The organism is Pseudomaricurvus sp. ABR4_320 (genome assembly GCF_056159445.1).
In genome coordinates this window covers 159,035-175,838 of the sequence record NZ_JBSWVF010000006.1, presented here as the reverse complement: position 1 = coordinate 175,838, position 16,804 = coordinate 159,035, and the positions used below count along the sequence as shown (strand labels likewise).

The window sequence follows — 16,804 nt, the reverse complement described above, 5'->3', positions numbered from 1 at the left end:
GTTATATTTTAGACAGTTTGGGATGTTGATTTTGGCCAGATTTGCCGGTGGTTATTCACAGTGGAAATACGGTCGTTTGCTGTATAGCAAGGCGTTCGGCGGCGAATAATCTCTATGATTTAACAAAAAATGAGTGAGAAGCTATGCAGTCGGAACTTATTTACCGATGCAAAAATTCGAAAATATTTCGCCGAGGAGGTCATCGGATGAGAACTCTCCGGTGATTTCTCCTAGGACTTGGTGGGCTTGGCGTAGATCTTCCGCCAGTAGCTCTCCAGCGCCGCTACCAAGCAGTTGAGCACGACCAATCAATAATAACTCGGAGGCCCGAGAGAGGGCATCTAAATGGCGTTGGCGGGCAATGAAGCCATCCTCGCCGGTATTTTGATAGCCTGCGATGTCTTTTAAGTGCTCTTTGAGGTCTTTGAGACCGCTTTCGGTCGCAACGGAAAGCGCTAGGGTGGTTGCGGCTGAAATATGGGGCTGCGGGCCAATTGGTAGGTGGCTTAGATCCGCTTTATTGAGAACCAGGGTCCAATCGCGCTGATCAGGTATCGTTAACCCAAATTCCGCAAATTCCTGTTCTGGATCGGGATTGGGATTGGTGGCACTGTCAACGAGAAGCAGAACGTGATCAGCGCGTTCAAATTCTTTTCTGGCGCGTTCGATGCCAATTATTTCGACGGTATCTGATGACTGTCGGAGTCCAGCAGTATCAATGATATGTATCGGTAGACCGTCGATGACTATTTGTTCTCGTAGGATATCCCGGGTCGTACCCTCGATCGGTGTTACGATCGCACTGTCGCGGCCGGTTAACGCGTTGAGTAGACTCGATTTACCCGCGTTAGGCCGCCCGATAATAATGACATGAATGCCTTCTCTCAGCAGAGAGCCCTGCTGTGCCTGGTTTTGAATGTGAGACAACTTATCAATTATGTTGTCCAGTCGTTCGACGACGAGGCCATCCGCCAGAAAATCGATTTCTTCTTCAGGAAAGTCGATTGCGGCTTCAACATAGACCCTTAGTGCTACAAGTGATTCGCAGAGGTGTCGAATCTCTGTGGCGAATTTGCCTTCTAAGGAGTGGAGGGCGCTTTTCGCTGCCTGTAATGAGGATGCCTCAATAAGATCCGCGATCGCTTCAGCTTGGGTGAGGTCGAGCTTGCCATTTAAAAACGCTCGTTCCGAGAACTCACCGGGCCGGGCGTGGCGGGCGCCAGAATGAAATGTCTGCTGTAGAAGATGGTTGAGGATAACAGGGCCGCCGTGTCCCTGAAGTTCCAAAACGTCTTCGCCAGTGAAAGAATTGGGGGCGGGGAACCAAAGAGCAATGCCCTGATCGAGGGTCTCTCCCTCGATGTCAAAAAACGGTGTGTATAACGCTTCCCTTGGTGGGAGTTCGCGCTTCAACAGAGCTCGCGCAATATCCGCTGCCTTCGATCCAGAAATTCGAACAATGCCAACACCACCCTGACCGGGTGGTGTTGCAATGGCGGCAATGGTCTCAGTGCTATGAAAGCTCATGCCTAGCTTCCAGTTCTGTCGGTATTACGCGTTACTGGCTTCAATCTGCCGAGTAATAATGTACTGCTGCAGAATGGAGAGTGTGTTGTTGACGACCCAGTAGAGCACCAAGCCAGCTGGGAACCACATAAACATAAACGTAAATACGATCGGCAACATTTGCATGATGCGAGCTTGAGTCGGATCTGGCGGCGTAGGATTAAGTTTCTGCTGGATAAACATAGTGACACCCATAATAACCGGCAGAATGTAAAGTGGGTCTTTTACCGAGAGGTCCGAGATCCAGCCAAGGAATGGGGTATGGCGCAGTTCGACACTTTCCATTAATACCCAGTATAGAGAAATAAATACTGGCATCTGTACAATGATGGGTAGGCAACCACTGAGTGGATTGATTTTCTCCTTGCTATAAAGCTTCATCATCTCTTGGGACATACGCTGACGATCATCGCCGTATAGCTCTTTCATCCGCTGAAGTTCAGGCCCAAATTTGCGCATCTTCGCCATCGAGCGATAGCTGGTCGCGGAGAGATGAAAAAATGCCAATTTAATAATGACGGTAAGGGCGATGATGGACCAACCCCAGCTGCCTAAAATGCCATGGATAAAATCCAGCAGATGGAAAAGGGGCTTGGCAATCCACCAGAGCCAGCCGTAATCAACGGTCAAATCGAGGTAGGGAGAAATTTCTTCCAGTCGATTGATGTCTTTAGGGCCTGCATAAAAAGACGCAGTAAGACTGCCTTCCTGGCCTGGAGCTACGGTGACAGCAGGGGAAGTGAAGCCAAAGAGATAGGTTCCTTCTTGGCCACGACGTAGATTGAAATGGTTCTCCATGCCTTGATCGGGCACCCAGGCACTGAGGAAGTAGTGCTGAACCATGGCGACCCAACCACCCTCGAGAGAGGTTTTGAATCCATTGGATTCATCGAGGTCTTTAAAATCGACCTTTTTGTAATTTTCGTCAGGTGTCGTGATCGCTGCGCCAAGATAAGGGCGCATACCAAAACCTTCGACTTTTACAGGGTCGTGGCTATCTCGTTTGATTTGGCCAAAAAGATTGGCTTTCCAGGGTTCACTGCCGCCGTTGTTGACCAGGTAGGACATCTTAACCAGGTGGTCACCGCGGTAAAACGTATAGCGCTTGGTTAATTTCACATCGCCTTGTTGCAAGGTCAGATCGACATTCAATTCGTTGCTGTCATCCGACATGGTGTAGTTGGTCTGAGCACTGCTAAACAGAGGTCTACCATCAGCGGTGTCGGTGGCGTTTTGGCCAATCAACCCACTTTGAGCAACATAGGTGGTTGATTGAGTGCGATTGAGAAGAATCAACGGAGCATTTGGATCGTCTATTTCAGCCAGGTAGTCCAGTAGGGCTACCTTGACCAGATCACCGCCACGTGGATCTATATAAATAGAAAAAACATCGGTGGTCACTTGAATCAATGAACCAGAGGCAGTTTCGGACGTTGTATCCGGGGCCGTACTGGTTGCGGCGTCATTGGATGCGACGCTCGGCAGATCACTCTGGTTCAGAGATGAATCAGCAACGGCAGGCGGTGCATCCGGTATTGCTGTGGTTAGAGTGGTTTCCTGAGATTGAACAGGTGCATTTCTGTCTTGAAATTCAGTCCACTGATTGATCAACATGAGCGATACAAGGGCGATCGCACCGATCAGTATATATCGTTGCCAGTCCATTTATTTCCGTCTTTTAAATAGTTTGAATCTGAAGTCTGGTTTGGACGCGCTAGTTTGCCCGTAATCTTCCACAAGATCGACTCCACCAGGGTGCCAGGGATGACATTTACATAGGCGTTGGCCTGCCATCCAGGAGCCTTTTAGGAAACCGTGAGTTGAAATCGCCTCTTCAGCGTAATTAGAACAACTGGGATAAAATCGGCACTGCTGACCAAGCCAAGGGCTTGCGAGGTAACGATAAGTGCGAATCAGGAAAATAGCGATGATTTTCACGATGGATTCCCAGAGTAATTTTAGAGCGACGGGCGCCGAACTTTGCGCAGCAACTTTGGCCAGCTGCTGTCGATCATTTCTCTGAGCTTGGACCTGTCGGAATCTGCCAGTCCGCGTCTTGCTAGAAAAACAATATCCATTTCCGTCAATTCCTGTTGCCAGTGCCGGAAGGATTCTCTCACGATTCGTTTTACAAAATTACGTTGTGACGCATTGCGGATATTTTTTTTTGCCACGACTAAGCCCAGGCGAGCAGGACTTCCAGGATTGTGCCTGGCCAATATCAAAAAACGCTGATGAGAAACCTTTCCGTCGGTGCGATTGAAAACCGACGCATAATCACTGGAATTCAGTAAGCGCGAAGACTTGGGAAACCCGAGTAAGGGGCTTGAAGTGAGAATTTCCGATGATTGGGCGGAATCTGTCAAAGGTAGAGGAAGAGAGTGGCTGCATGCGGGACTTGCGACTAAACAAATCCCGCAATCAATCAGGCTGCCAGGCTCTTGCGGCCCTTAGCGCGACGTCGTGCCAGAATCTTGCGGCCGTTTTTGGTTGCCATGCGGCTTCTGAATCCGTGTGTACGTTTGCGTTTCAGTACGCTCGGCTGAAAAGTACGTTTCATTTTTCAATCCTGCCCTGTGTCGTCGATGAGAAAACTTGCGATGCCCGCCCGGCGCAAATTGCTCTCGAAGGTGGCGGGTACAAAAATGAGGCGCGAATTCTAATTAATTTTGCTCTTCAACACAATTGTTTCTGCATGTAATTTGTTGAAATTTTAGTCGGTGTTGTGCGTCTATATAACCAACAAGTTACAACCAGTTTATTAAAAATTTTTCCACAGACTTATGCACAGGTGGTTGTGGGTAAGATGTTCCGGAAAAAAATTTTCCGATTAATTGATGCCGTATATTTCCATTAAGTTATTGAAATATAATAATAAGTTGGTTTTATATTAGTTTTCCCCAATGTAATATTTTTGTGGATAAAACTGATAATGGGGGTAGAATAAGTACGTTCCGTTTTATTTTTTGCTGAATTTCAACATCGATGATTTTTTGATTATCGTAATTGGAAGGGGGAGATTTTGTCCGAAGCAGTCTGGAAAAAGTGTGCTGACTTGCTTAAAAGTGAGCTGCCTATTCAACAATTCAATACCTGGATTCGGCCGTTGAAGGTCGATACAGACTGCCCTGGTAACAACTTGAAGTTGCTGGCGCCGAATCGTTTTGTTCTCGATTGGGTCAACGATAAGTTCCTGGGAAGAATTCAAGAGCTTGCAGGTGAATTTGGCGAGCAGAGAGGCCTTTCTGTTGAAGTGACAGTTTCAAGCAGTCAGTCACCTGCGCGCTACTATCGTCGCGAAAGTCAACAGCGGCCCGATAGGTTGTCCTCAGCGACAGTGGGAGCTTCATCGGTATCACAAGAATCCGGCGCTTTGGATACCTCGGTCAGTGAGTTGGTCAGTCCAAGTTTGGATCCTTCTACGTCGATCGAAAAAGCTCCAATCAGTCGCGCAGCTCCGGCACCTAGGGTTACCGCGGTAGAGGTGGAGGGTGGTTTAAAGCACCGTAATTACCTCAATGAGAGTTTTACATTTCCCAGTTTTGTAGAAGGTAAGTCAAACCAACTTGGATTGGCTGCTGCACGGCAGGTCGCTGAAAATCCCGGTGGAGCTTACAACCCTCTATTTATATACGGTGGTGTTGGTCTTGGAAAGACGCACTTGATGCACGCTGTAGGAAATGAGCTGGTAGATCAAAACCCCAGCGCGAAGGTTGTCTATTTGCATTCTGAGCGTTTTGTAGCGGATATGGTAAAAGCACTGCAGCTGAACGCGATCACCGATTTTAAACGCTATTATCGATCTGTAGACGCGCTCTTAATCGATGATATTCAGTTTTTTGCAAATAAGGAAAGGTCACAGGAAGAGTTTTTTCACACCTTTAATGCGCTTTTGGAAGGTGGCCAACAGATCATCGTTACCTGTGATCGTTTTCCAAAAGAGATCAACGGTCTGGAAGAGCGTCTTAAATCTCGTTTTGGCTGGGGGCTGACGGTTGCGATTGAGCCGCCTGAGCTGGAAACCCGCGTTGCAATTCTTATGAAGAAGGCAGAGCAGTCGAATATGTTTCTGCCCAATGATGCCGCATTTTTTATCGCTCAGAGAATTCGGAGTAACGTCCGTGAGTTAGAGGGCGCGCTGAAGCGGGTTATCGCCAGCGCGCATTTCACAGGGCGTCCCATTGATGTTCCTTTAGTTCGAGAGGCGCTTAAAGATTTATTGGCGCTTCAGGACAAGCAGGTCAGTATTGATAATATTCAGCGAGTGGTCGCGGAGTACTACAAAATCAAAGTCAGTGATTTGCATTCTAAGCGCCGAAATCGATCGGTTGCCAGGCCGAGGCAAGTAGCTATGGCGTTAGCGAAAGAGTTGACGAACCACAGTCTGCCAGAAATTGGTGATTCCTTTGGTGGGAAGGACCATACAACAGTTTTGCATGCCCATCGAAAAATCAAAGAATTGAGGGAGGAGGATGCAGATATTCGCGAAGATTGGAAAAATCTTATGCGCTCCCTAACCACCTGATCCGTACCATTCGTCAGTCGACCGTTGGTCTATCTTCTTTATATAGTTACTTAGCGATAGAGATTGTTCATGAAATTTACCGTATCCAGAGAATCATTACTTCGACCTCTGCAATTGGTTTCTGGTGTCGTTGAGCGGCGCCAAACACTTCCGGTTTTGGCAAACGTACTCATAGAGCTGGACAGTCATTTCCTTTCTTTAACCGGTACGGATTTAGAGGTGGAAATTAGAGCGTTGATTGGCGTTGAAGACTCTGGACTGGATATTGGCTCAGCGAAGATGGGACGTATCACAGTACCAGCAAGGAAGCTGCTCGATATCTGTCGTTCGTTACCCGATGATTCCGATATTCATTTTTCTGTTGATAATCAGAAGGCTCTGGTTCAGTGCGGGCGTAGTCGTTTTACTTTAACCACGCTGCCGGCTGACGATTTCCCTAAAGTCCAACCAAGTGAAGAGGATTTTACATTTGTATGTCCTCAGAAAACGCTGAAGCGATTGATCGAGCGAACCAGTTTTGCAATGGCGCAGCAGGATGTGCGCTATTACCTCAACGGCATGTTGTGGGAAATTAACCAAGGTGGATTAAGAGTTGTTGCAACGGATGGCCACCGTCTAGCGATGTGCACGAACGATATTGACGTCTCAGAGGATATCAAAAAGCAAGCAATACTGCCTCGTAAGGGCGTTTTAGAGTTGTCTCGTTTGCTGGCGGAAGAGGGCGATGCAGAAGTTTCTCTTGGTTCTCATCACATTCGAGTGAACAGCAACGAATACATTTTCACATCAAAATTAGTGGATGGAAAATTCCCCGATTATGAACGCGTGCTTCCCGTTGGAGGGAATAAGCTGGTATTTGCGAACCGTGATCTGTTGAAGCAAGCGTTGGCTCGAGCATCCATTTTATCCAATGAGAAGTATCGTGGTGTACGTTTGCTGGTGAGTAAAGGGCTTCTAAAAATCGTTGCGAATAACCCGGAGCAGGAGCAAGCAGAAGAAGAAGTGGTCGTCGACTATAGTGGTTCAGAGATAGAAATTGGCTTCAATGTTAGTTATCTACAAGATGTTGCGAATGTTCTCTCCTCAGAAAATGTTCAGATCTCACTTTCCGATTCAAACAGTAGTGCTCTTCTACAGGAACCCGATGAAGACAGTGATTCTCTTTATGTTGTTATGCCAATGAGGCTGTAACTTTTTAGGCCTGCAGGAAGTTTTTTTCTGTAGGCCTCACCTCTGATTTTATGCATCTTAAAACCCTATCTATTTCAAGCTTTCGTAACATCTCCCATCAGAACTTCGAGTTCAGCCCTCAGTTAAATCTAATTTTCGGTGCTAACGGTAGTGGTAAAACCAGCCTTCTTGAAGCTGTAAATCATATCGCTACTGGTCGTTCTTTTCGTACTCGAAAAAACAAGTCAATCATAAATTTTCAGTCGGATGCTTTCAGTTTATTTTCAAAAACTGTTTCGCAGTCTGGCTCCGTGATACCTGTCGGTATTCAGAAAGCAAAAGATGGTTCAACTATAATAAAAAAGGCGGGGAAAAAATGTTTGTCTTCCGCTGAATTGGCGATAGATTTACCCATTCGTTTGTTAAATGAATCATTGTTCGACTTGGTTAGTGGTGCTCCAGCGGTTCGGAGACAGTTCTTAGACTGGTTAGTGTTCCACGTGGAACATGAGTTTCACAAAGAGTGGGTTGCCTATGAGGGCGCGTTAAGACAGCGTAACTCTTTGCTTAAAAGTGATAAAATATCCTATAGGCAACTGGAACCATGGGACAAGACGCTGGCTCTGGCTGGATTAGGTATCACAGAAAAGCGCCTAAGGCGTTTTTTAGAGCTCCGAGATGCCTTCTCAGCCTTGGCTGGCGTACAAGACACCGTATCTGACATCACATTGGAATTTGAAACTGGATTTGGTAGAGCTTTAACTGCTGATGCCGTGAAACAACTTCGGGAGCTTTCACAGTCGGAACAACAAAGAGTTTATCTCGAGTTGTTTAGGGAAGGCTACGAGCAGGATCGAGCAAAAGGCTTTACCGGAAAAGGTCCCCATAGATCAGAATTCAGAATTAAATACCAAGGTGTACCTGTCGTAGATTCTCTATCGCGAGGGCAGCAAAAGCTCTTTGTCTGTGTGCTTCTCTTGTCAAAAATCAAAGTTTTGACAGAAATGACGAGTAAGCGCTGTGTGTTGTTAATCGATGACCTGTTGGCTGAGCTCGATGATAATTTAGCGCAGATGGTTGCTCGATGGTCAATGGAAACCAAATGCCAGGTGTTTTGCACTGGGATTGAGTCGGCTAGATTACAAGAGATATGGCATCTAGCCCTAGGATTAGAAAATAGTTTGGAATCAAAGTGGATTCCCAAAATGTTCCACGTGGAACATGGTCAATTTAACCCTGTAGAGTGGAGCTTCTCCTAACTACACTTATTAGCTTCTAGCTGGAGTGGAAAATATGTCCGATACCCCTACTTACGATTCGTCCAGTATTAAAGTCCTGAAAGGGCTGGACGCGGTTCGTAAGCGCCCGGGAATGTATATTGGTGACACAGACGATGGTACAGGTCTTCACCATATGGTATTCGAGGTCGTGGATAATTCTATTGATGAAGCCCTCGCAGGTTACTGTACGGAAGTGAAAGTCACCATTCACACCGATGAATCAGTCTCTGTATCGGATAACGGAAGAGGAATTCCTACCGAAATTCATGAAGAGGAGGGGGTTTCCGCTGCAGAAGTAATCCTTACTGTCCTGCATGCGGGTGGTAAGTTTGACGATAATACGTACAAAGTATCTGGCGGATTGCACGGTGTAGGTGTCTCCGTAGTGAATGCGCTGTCTGAGCACCTACAGTTGGAGATTCGGCGAGGTGGAAAGGTGTTTGAGCAGGTGTACCGTCATGGTGTCCCTGACGAGCCTTTAAAAGTGGTTGGGGAAACAGAAGCAACAGGCACAAAAATCCGCTTTAAACCCTCAGCTGAAACCTTTTCGAATATTGAATTCCACTTCGAATACCTGGCGAAGCGTTTGAGAGAACTGTCATTTTTGAATTCTGGTATCAAAATTCAATTAAAAGATGACCGCAGCGGTAAGGAAGAGATCTATGAATATGAAGGTGGTTTAAAAGCCTTTGTAGAACATCTAAACAAAAACAAAACTCCGATTAATAAGGTAATGCACTTCACTCGAACACGTGAATCTGAAGATGGAGTCGCCGTTGAAGTTGCCTTGCAATGGAATGATTCATTCCAGGAAAACCTGTTTTGCTATACAAATAACATTCCTCAAAGAGATGGCGGTACGCACTTGGCAGGCTTCCGAGCAGCATTGACGCGTAGTCTGAATAGTTATATCGAGCGCGAAGGCTTGGGGAAAAAAGAGAAAGTTGCGACTACCGGAGATGACGCCAGAGAAGGGCTTACTGCTATTATTTCCGTGAAGGTGCCCGACCCTAAATTCTCTTCGCAAACAAAAGACAAGCTGGTTTCTTCAGAAGTGAAGACTGCAGTTGAACAAGAAATGAGCGCAGCCTTCAACGATTACCTACTTGAGAACCCTCAAGAAGCAAAAATGATTGTGGGCAAAATGCTTGAAGCCGCTAAAGCGCGTGAGGCCGCTCGTAAGGCCCGTGAAATGACGCGAAGGAAAGGCGCCCTAGACATCGCTGGATTGCCTGGAAAGCTTGCTGACTGCCAGGAAAAGGACCCTGCGCTATCAGAGATATACCTCGTGGAGGGTGATTCTGCAGGGGGGTCAGCCAAGCAGGGCCGCGCCAGAAAAACACAGGCAATTCTTCCTCTGAAGGGCAAGATCTTAAACGTCGAGAAAGCTCGGTTTGATAAGATGCTGTCCAGTGCAGAAGTCGGAACGTTGATTACTGCTTTAGGGTGTGGCATTGGCAATCAAGATTTTAATCCGGATAAACTTCGCTACCACAGCATTATCATTATGACGGATGCGGACGTTGATGGTTCTCATATTCGAACGTTGTTGCTGACCTTTTTCTTTCGTCAAATGCGAGAGCTTGTCGAGCGTGGGCACATTTATATCGCTCAGCCACCTCTTTATAAAATCAGTAAGGGAAAGCAGGAGCAATATTTAAAAGATGACGAAGCTCTTACAAATTACCTGACTCAGGTGGCTTTGCAAGGCGCTGCACTTCACGTGAACCAAGAGGCGCCTCCAATTATCGGAGAAGCTTTGGAAACCTTGGTAACCGAGTACCGGACAGTGATGAATCGTATTGATAAATTATCACGAATTTATCCTGCCGATATGTTGGAGCATATGATTTACCTTCCGAAGCTGGAAGAGGGAGATCTCGATAATCGGGAGCGTGTGTCGCAATGGAGTGAAAAGCTGCTGGCCCGATTAACCCTAAATGCGGTCGGTACACACAGATATGAAGTTGAAATTCACGAAGACTCAGAAAGAAATCTCTTCTTACCTGTTGTCAAAGTTACTCTACATGGCGTGCCGAATAATTACATTCTCAACCGAGATTTCTTTATCTCAACAGACTATCGGACCCTCGTCGCACTCGGTCAAAAATTAGAAAATTTGATCGAAGAGAGCGGTTATGTTCAGCGTGGAGAGAAAACCTTTGAAACGACCAGTTTCAAAGCAGCTCTCGAATGGCTTTTGTCTGAGTCGAAGAAGGGTTACAACATTCAGCGCTACAAAGGCTTGGGTGAAATGAATCCAGAGCAATTGTGGGAAACCACTATGGATCCTGAAACCCGACGCATGCTTCAAGTAACCGTTGAAGACGCGATCGCGGCGGATCTTATTTTTACCACGCTCATGGGCGATCAAGTAGAGCCTCGTCGAGACTTTATTGAAACAAATGCTTTGGCCGTAGCGAATCTCGACATTTAACCTATGCTCAAAGCTAGCTGGAGTAATAGGACTCTCTAGTTAGATGATGAGGCAAAAACTCTGTGAGGGTGACTTCACAGAGTTTTTTATGTGTATAAAAAACAGCATGGCATTACGCCAAGTGCTTTCTATTGATCCTTCCATTTTGCATCAAATTATCAATCTTCTATAGCATCCGCTCGTCAATTCCAGAGCGCGAAATCGCCCAGTTTGAACTAGTATTAAACGATGTGAATACAACACTCTAGTCGTTTAAAACACGCGATGATACGTCATCGATTCCTGCTACCCCTCAGTGAATAATTAAATTGAGGCATACATGTTCAACAAAAAATTGAAGTCTGACTATAAGGCAGCGCTCGAACAACTCGACGAAGTTAACCAGATTTATAAGAGCTTAAAGTCAGAAATGATGCACTGGGAACTGGATGGCTCCGGGGTTATTCGTTCCGCCAACAACTTGGTGGGGCAGGAATTGAACATCAGCGCAGGACGAATGACAGGCGGGCATTTCACTGAGCTAGTGCCCGATGCCAATAAATCTACGAATCATTTTCGCGAGATGTCTTCGGCAATTCAAAGCCAGCGACATTGGAGCGGCGCGGTAGAAATGGCGATGGGCAAAGACATCGCTTGGGTAAGAGTTATTGTTCAACCGGTGGTTTCTGAAACGAGTGGATGTAAGCGTATTGACGTGTTCGGTAACAACTTAACACGCACCATTTCAAACTCGCGTGAAAACGAGGATATTCTCGGGGCTTTGAATCGCTCTATGGCGGTAATTGAATTCTGGCCATCAGGTAATATTGTAACTGCCAACAGCCTCTTTTTACAGACGGTTGGGTACTCATTAAGTGAGATCGAAGGACAGCATCACCGTATTTTTTGCTCTCAGGAGGAGGCAAACAGTGCGGGTTATAAGCAGTTTTGGGAGCGTTTAAATCGGGGGGAGTTCTTTTCTGATCGCTATCAACGATATGACAAGCATGGCCAATCACTATGGCTGGAGGCGTCTTATAATCCGGTTTTCGATAAGCAGGGTCGTTTATACAAGATCGTGAAATTTGCTACCAATATTACTCGCCAGGTTGAACAAGAAAAACGCGTTGCTGAGGCTGCTCACCTTGCTTCAGAGATGTCTAAAGAAACTGGGCAGTACTCCCAGAAAGGCAAGCAGTTGATGATGGAAACCGTGAGTTCGCTGGGTGATCTGAGTAATCAAATGCAAATGGCCTCGGATAAAATCGGTGCGTTAGAGGCTCAGTCAGGGGCCCTCAGTCAAATGGTAAGCGCAATCAGTGCCATTGCAGATCAGACTAACTTACTTGCTTTAAACGCCGCTATTGAAGCAGCTCGAGCGGGTGAACAGGGTAGAGGGTTTGCCGTGGTCGCCGATGAGGTTCGAGAGCTGGCGTCGCGAACGACGCAGTCGACTAAAGAAATTATGAAGGTCTTTTCGGAAAACGATAATTCCACGAAAGATGCGGTGATTACGATTCGAGATGGTTTGGCGATCATGGAAAAAGTCAGTGCCCATATCGAAGAGACCAAGCACTCAATCGTTGATATTGAATCCGGATCCAGACAAGTTATCGAAGCTGTCGAAAAACTCTCTTTTGGCTAAGTTTAATGGATGGAAAGCGAGGCCCGAAAGGGGCCTCCATCGTCCCTTAATTTGCGCTGGCGAGATACGAGATATCAGCAATATCAAGGAACATTGCACGTAAGCTACTCAATAAGCGCAGCCTGTTATTTCTGACAGTGGTATCGTCAACCATGACCATGACTTTATCAAAGAACTGATCAACAGGGTCTCTCAAACCTGCCAGCAAATTGAGGGCACTTATGTAGTCGCCTTTGGCAAGTAGGCCTGAAAAACTCCCACGTACTTCCATTAATGCATCGGACAACGCCCGTTCTTCGTCTTCGCTAAACAAGCTTGTATCGAATTCGCCTGAGAAGGCTGAACTGTCCTGCTTTGCCAGAATATTAGAGACACGCTTATTGGCTGCGGCAAGTGCAGCGGCTTCAGGTCGTTGTACAAACTGATTAACTGCCTGAATGCGACGATCGACATCTGAGGGACGAGTTAACTTTAAAGACAATACTGATTCGTAGACGCCAAAACTAATACCTTTCTCGTCATACCAGTTGCGAAGACGATCAAGTATGTAGCTGATGCCATCGGTCACGGCTAGCTCTCTGTCTATCGTTTCTCCGTGTAGATTTGCTGAAGCTTCCAGAAGGCCCTGGAGATCGATGTTGAGGTCTTTTTCGATGATTAGGCGCAACACACTGACGCTGGCACGACGTAGCGCAAAGGGATCTTTAGAGCCGGTTGGCTTTTGTCCCAACCCCAGAATACCAGTAATGGTATCTATCCGATCACAAATAGCGACAATACAGCCGGGCATGGATTCCGGTAGGTCATCACCCGCATACTTAGGCAGATAGTGTTCTTGAATACCCGTGGCGATCTCGTCGCTGAGTCCCTGATTTCGTGCGTAATAGGCGCCAGCGATGCCTTGCATTTTATCAAACTCACCAACCATAGAAGAGACCAGATCAGCTTTGCAAAGTTTGGCCGCCTCCGTTGCAACTCGTTGGTCACAATCAAGCTCGTTTGACAATTTACTGGCCAGTTGACTCACCCGTTCGGTTTTATCGTAAACGGATCCAAGCTTTGCCTGAAATACGACGGTTTTCAGACGTTCACGGAAATCGTAAAGGCTGGTCTTTTTATCGGTTTCAAAAAAGAATGCGGCATCGCTCAGGCGCGGGCGAATCACTCTTTCATTTCCGTCAATGACCTGTTGAATATTCTTACTATCGATATTCGAGACGGTGATAAAGTTGGGAAGCAGACTGCCGTTCTCATCGAATACAGGAAAATATTTTTGGTGCTCCTGCATGGAAGATATCAAAGCTTCCTGAGGAACTTCCAAAAACGTTTTATCGAAATTCCCTGTGATGGCAACGGGCCATTCGACCAAAGAAGTCACTTCTTCAAGAAGATCCTCATCAATCTGTGCGACACCGTTAATGTTCTTAGCCTGTGTTTCGACCTGTTCGCGAATCATCTGTTTGCGTTCGTCATAATCGGCAATCACTTTACCTTGGTCCTTTAGGAGACTCAGGTATTTTTGTGCGTTATCGATTACGAGTTTTTGGTTGAAATGAAAACGATGTCCAAGGGTGGTATTCGAGGACTGTAAACCAAGAATTTCTGCGTTCACAACGTCTCCGCCATACATCATCACCAGCCAATGTACCGGTCTTACAAACTGAGTGCGGTTGGCACCCCAACGCATGCGCTTGGGAATAGGAAGTTGATCTAACGAATCACTGATGATCTGGGGAAGTATTCCCGTAGCCTGGTCGCCACCCACCTGAGTGCGGAACAAAAGCTTGTCCACCTTGCCGTCATTTTCGTGTGCTAAATCGGCCAGTTGGACGCCATTCTTTGCGGCAAAAGCTTCTGCTGCGCGGGTTGGGTTGCCGTCTTTATCAAAAGCAACTTTGAGAGGCGGCCCCCATATTAATGCCTCGTCCAGAGGGGTCTTTTCTTCCAGCGCGGAAATAATGACGGCTAGGCGCCGCGGCGAGGCAAAGCCTTTGGCGGAGGCGTATGCCAATTTGTTTTTATGTAGCCCTTCAATAATGCCGTTGGTGAAGGCATTCATCAGATCCTTCAGGGCCGTTGGTGGTAACTCTTCGGTTCCCAATTCGACGATAAAATCCTGGGCCATGTTATTTATCTCCTTCCAACGCTGCCAGTACCTGGGCTTTTACCGAATCTTCCGCGAGAGGAAATCCGAGTGACCGGCGCGCCGCGAAATAACATTCAGCGACACTTCTGGCCAATGTTCTGACTCTGAGTATGTATCGTTGACGTTCGGTAACAGAAATCGCGTTGCGGGCATCTAGGAGGTTAAATGCATGAGAGGCCTTCATGACCAATTCATAAGCAGGTAGCGGCAGGTTGTTTTCAACCAAACGCTGACATTCTTTTTCGCAGGTATCGAAGGTCTGCAGATAAAAATCAACGTTGGCGTATTCGAAATTAAAGGTGGACATTTCCACCTCATTTTGGTGAAAAACATCACCATATGTGACCGGCTTGCCGTCGGGATTATATGTCCAGATAAGGTCGTAGATCGAATCGACCCCTTGGAGGTACATGGCAATGCGCTCAAGGCCATAGGTTATCTCGCCGGTTACCGGGAAACACTCCAATCCGCCCACTTGTTGAAAATAGGTGAACTGAGTGACTTCCATGCCATTGAGCCAGATCTCCCAGCCCAGGCCCCAAGCTCCCAAGGTTGGGGATTCCCAGTTATCTTCAACAAAGCGAATATCATGAACCAAGCTGTCGATACCGAGTTCTTTTAATGAACCAAGATAGAGTTCTTGAAAATTGTCCGGAGATGGCTTGAGTACGACCTGAAATTGATAGTAATGCTGAAGCCGATTTGGATTTTCACCATAGCGACCATCAGTAGGGCGGCGACTGGGCTGCACGTAAGCCGCATTCCAAGTTTCAGGCCCAATGGCCCGAAGGAATGTAGCAGGGTGAAAGGTTCCCGCACCAACTTCCAAATCCAGTGGCTGCAGTACGACGCAACCTTGACGAGCCCAGTAGTTTTGCAGTGCGAGTATCAAGCCTTGGAACGTAGAAACATCTGGCGTATTGGTTTCGGACACAGCCTCGAAATCCTCTTGGTTGTGGTCTAAGGTTCTGCAAGCAGAATCCCTTTAACCCGTAAATTTCAGGGGCGTGATTATAGCGTTCGCAGGCATTCATCTCCATGTTTGCCGGCTGATTACCGGATAAGTCGGTGACGTTTTTGACAAGTGTTGAGGGCAACATAGCCTTTCTATAAGCTCTGCTACTTCTACAATGCTGCCGGATATCCGATGACTGTTCATCAAATCGAGTCGATTAAAGAAAAGCTCGCCGTTGGGTTACTGCGAGCCAGTGCGCACTTGCCTTTGGGGGTAGCTCGTTGCATCGGTGCAGCAATCGGTCGGCTTAATGCCCTGTTACATACTCAAATGTATTGGGTAACCCTGGAAAATCTTGAGCTTTGCTATCCAGAAATGTCGGCATCAGAGCGGCAGCGACTCGCGGTGAAGAGCTTGCGGGAAACCGGCAAGTTGCTGTGCGAGACAGGGTCAATTTGGTTGCGAGATTATCAATGGACGGCAGATCGGATTCTTGAGGTTAAAGGGGAGGCCAAAATTACCGCCGCACTCGAGAGCGGAGAAGGACTTCTGGTATTGGCACCTCACATTGGCAACTGGGAAGTGCTAGGACTCTATCTCGCTAAGTTAGGTCCTATCGTAAGCCTATATCAACCTCCTGATATGGCAGCGTTTGAAGCCATTATTCGAGGTAGTCGGGAAAAATCCGGCGCCAAGCTCGTACCTACAAATCGCCGTGGTGTGACAGAACTATTAAAAACATTAAAGAGTGGCGGCTTTACCGGTATTCTGCCGGATCAAGTGCCTGACAAAAATGCTGGCGGGGCATTTGCTCCCTTTTTTGGTCATCCAGCACTTACGATGACATTGGTTCACAGTTTGAGAAGTCGTGCTAAGTGCCGGGTTTTGACGGCCGTGGCGGAGCGGGTCGATAAAGGTTTCCGTATCCACGTGATGGACCCAGATCCGGGCATTTATTCCGAAGAAGAATCTGAGGCTTTGGCAGGGTTAAATCGCAGTGTTGAAAACTGCATAGACCTGTGCCCGGAACAATATCAATGGGAGTACAAACGTTTCCGTAAACAGCCTGATCAGCGCAAGATGTATAAAAAACGCCGGTGA

Annotated in this window: 13 protein-coding genes and 1 pseudogene; 7 read left to right on the top strand and 7 right to left on the bottom strand. The window is 47.0% G+C overall.

The window, feature by feature from the left end; all coding sequences use genetic code 11:
- Nucleotides 1–156: 156 nt before the first annotated feature.
- From mnmE to rpmH, 5 genes are read right to left on the bottom strand one after another with little or no spacing between them, the layout of a single operon-like run.
- Entirely contained in the window at nucleotides 157–1,527 is a 1,371-nt protein-coding gene (mnmE, locus tag ACXAFR_RS14180) for a tRNA uridine-5-carboxymethylaminomethyl(34) synthesis GTPase MnmE (protein ID WP_475177981.1), read from the bottom strand.
- Nucleotides 1,528–1,551: 24 nt separating this feature from the next.
- A complete protein-coding gene (gene yidC / locus ACXAFR_RS14175) occupies nucleotides 1,552–3,231 on the bottom strand; it encodes a membrane protein insertase YidC (protein WP_475177979.1) in 1,680 nt (559 codons plus the stop codon).
- Nucleotides 3,232–3,504, bottom strand: coding sequence for a membrane protein insertion efficiency factor YidD (gene yidD, locus ACXAFR_RS14170; protein ID WP_475177978.1), 273 nt, complete (start codon nucleotides 3,502–3,504; stop codon nucleotides 3,232–3,234).
- Nucleotides 3,505–3,524: 20 nt separating this feature from the next.
- Nucleotides 3,525–3,932, bottom strand: coding sequence for a ribonuclease P protein component (gene rnpA, locus ACXAFR_RS14165; RefSeq protein WP_475177976.1), 408 nt, complete (start codon nucleotides 3,930–3,932; stop codon nucleotides 3,525–3,527).
- Between the two features lie 59 nt (nucleotides 3,933–3,991).
- On the bottom strand, nucleotides 3,992–4,126 hold the full coding sequence (gene rpmH / locus ACXAFR_RS14160) for a 50S ribosomal protein L34 (protein ID WP_475177974.1): 135 nt from the start codon (nucleotides 4,124–4,126) through the stop codon (nucleotides 3,992–3,994).
- 462 nt (nucleotides 4,127–4,588) lie between these two features.
- Between rpmH and dnaA the strand changes: the two genes are divergently transcribed.
- The 6 genes and pseudogenes from dnaA (at nucleotide 4,589) to ACXAFR_RS14130 (ending at nucleotide 12,602) form a co-directional block, all read left to right on the top strand.
- Nucleotides 4,589–6,091, top strand: coding sequence for a chromosomal replication initiator protein DnaA (gene dnaA / locus ACXAFR_RS14155; RefSeq protein WP_475177972.1), 1,503 nt, complete (start codon nucleotides 4,589–4,591; stop codon nucleotides 6,089–6,091).
- A gap of 69 nt (nucleotides 6,092–6,160) precedes the next feature.
- Nucleotides 6,161–7,282, top strand: coding sequence for a DNA polymerase III subunit beta (gene dnaN, locus ACXAFR_RS14150; protein ID WP_475177970.1), 1,122 nt, complete (start codon nucleotides 6,161–6,163; stop codon nucleotides 7,280–7,282).
- Between the two features lie 50 nt (nucleotides 7,283–7,332).
- Nucleotides 7,333–8,520, top strand: a complete 1,188-nt coding sequence (gene recF / locus ACXAFR_RS14145) for a DNA replication/repair protein RecF (protein ID WP_475177968.1) — start codon at nucleotides 7,333–7,335, stop codon at nucleotides 8,518–8,520.
- A 34-nt stretch (nucleotides 8,521–8,554) separates the two neighbouring features.
- Nucleotides 8,555–10,978: a DNA topoisomerase (ATP-hydrolyzing) subunit B gene (gene gyrB, locus ACXAFR_RS14140; RefSeq protein ID WP_475177967.1), complete on the top strand. Its 2,424-nt coding sequence runs from the start codon at nucleotides 8,555–8,557 to the stop codon at nucleotides 10,976–10,978.
- Between the two features lie 319 nt (nucleotides 10,979–11,297).
- Nucleotides 11,298–12,071, top strand: a pseudogene (locus ACXAFR_RS14135) (PAS domain-containing protein); the annotation flags it as partial.
- Nucleotides 12,072–12,113: 42 nt separating this feature from the next.
- Entirely contained in the window at nucleotides 12,114–12,602 is a 489-nt protein-coding gene (locus tag ACXAFR_RS14130; protein WP_475178383.1) for a methyl-accepting chemotaxis protein, read from the top strand.
- A 46-nt stretch (nucleotides 12,603–12,648) separates the two neighbouring features.
- On the opposite strand, the gene glyS is transcribed toward ACXAFR_RS14130, so the two are convergent.
- A complete protein-coding gene (gene glyS / locus ACXAFR_RS14125; protein ID WP_475177964.1) occupies nucleotides 12,649–14,727 on the bottom strand; it encodes a glycine--tRNA ligase subunit beta in 2,079 nt (692 codons plus the stop codon).
- A gap of 1 nt (nucleotide 14,728) precedes the next feature.
- On the bottom strand, nucleotides 14,729–15,682 hold the full coding sequence (gene glyQ / locus ACXAFR_RS14120; protein ID WP_475177961.1) for a glycine--tRNA ligase subunit alpha: 954 nt from the start codon (nucleotides 15,680–15,682) through the stop codon (nucleotides 14,729–14,731).
- 213 nt (nucleotides 15,683–15,895) lie between these two features.
- Here glyQ and ACXAFR_RS14115 point away from each other — a divergent pair, with 213 nt between their 5' ends.
- Nucleotides 15,896–16,804, top strand: a complete 909-nt coding sequence (locus ACXAFR_RS14115; protein ID WP_475177960.1) for a lysophospholipid acyltransferase family protein — start codon at nucleotides 15,896–15,898, stop codon at nucleotides 16,802–16,804.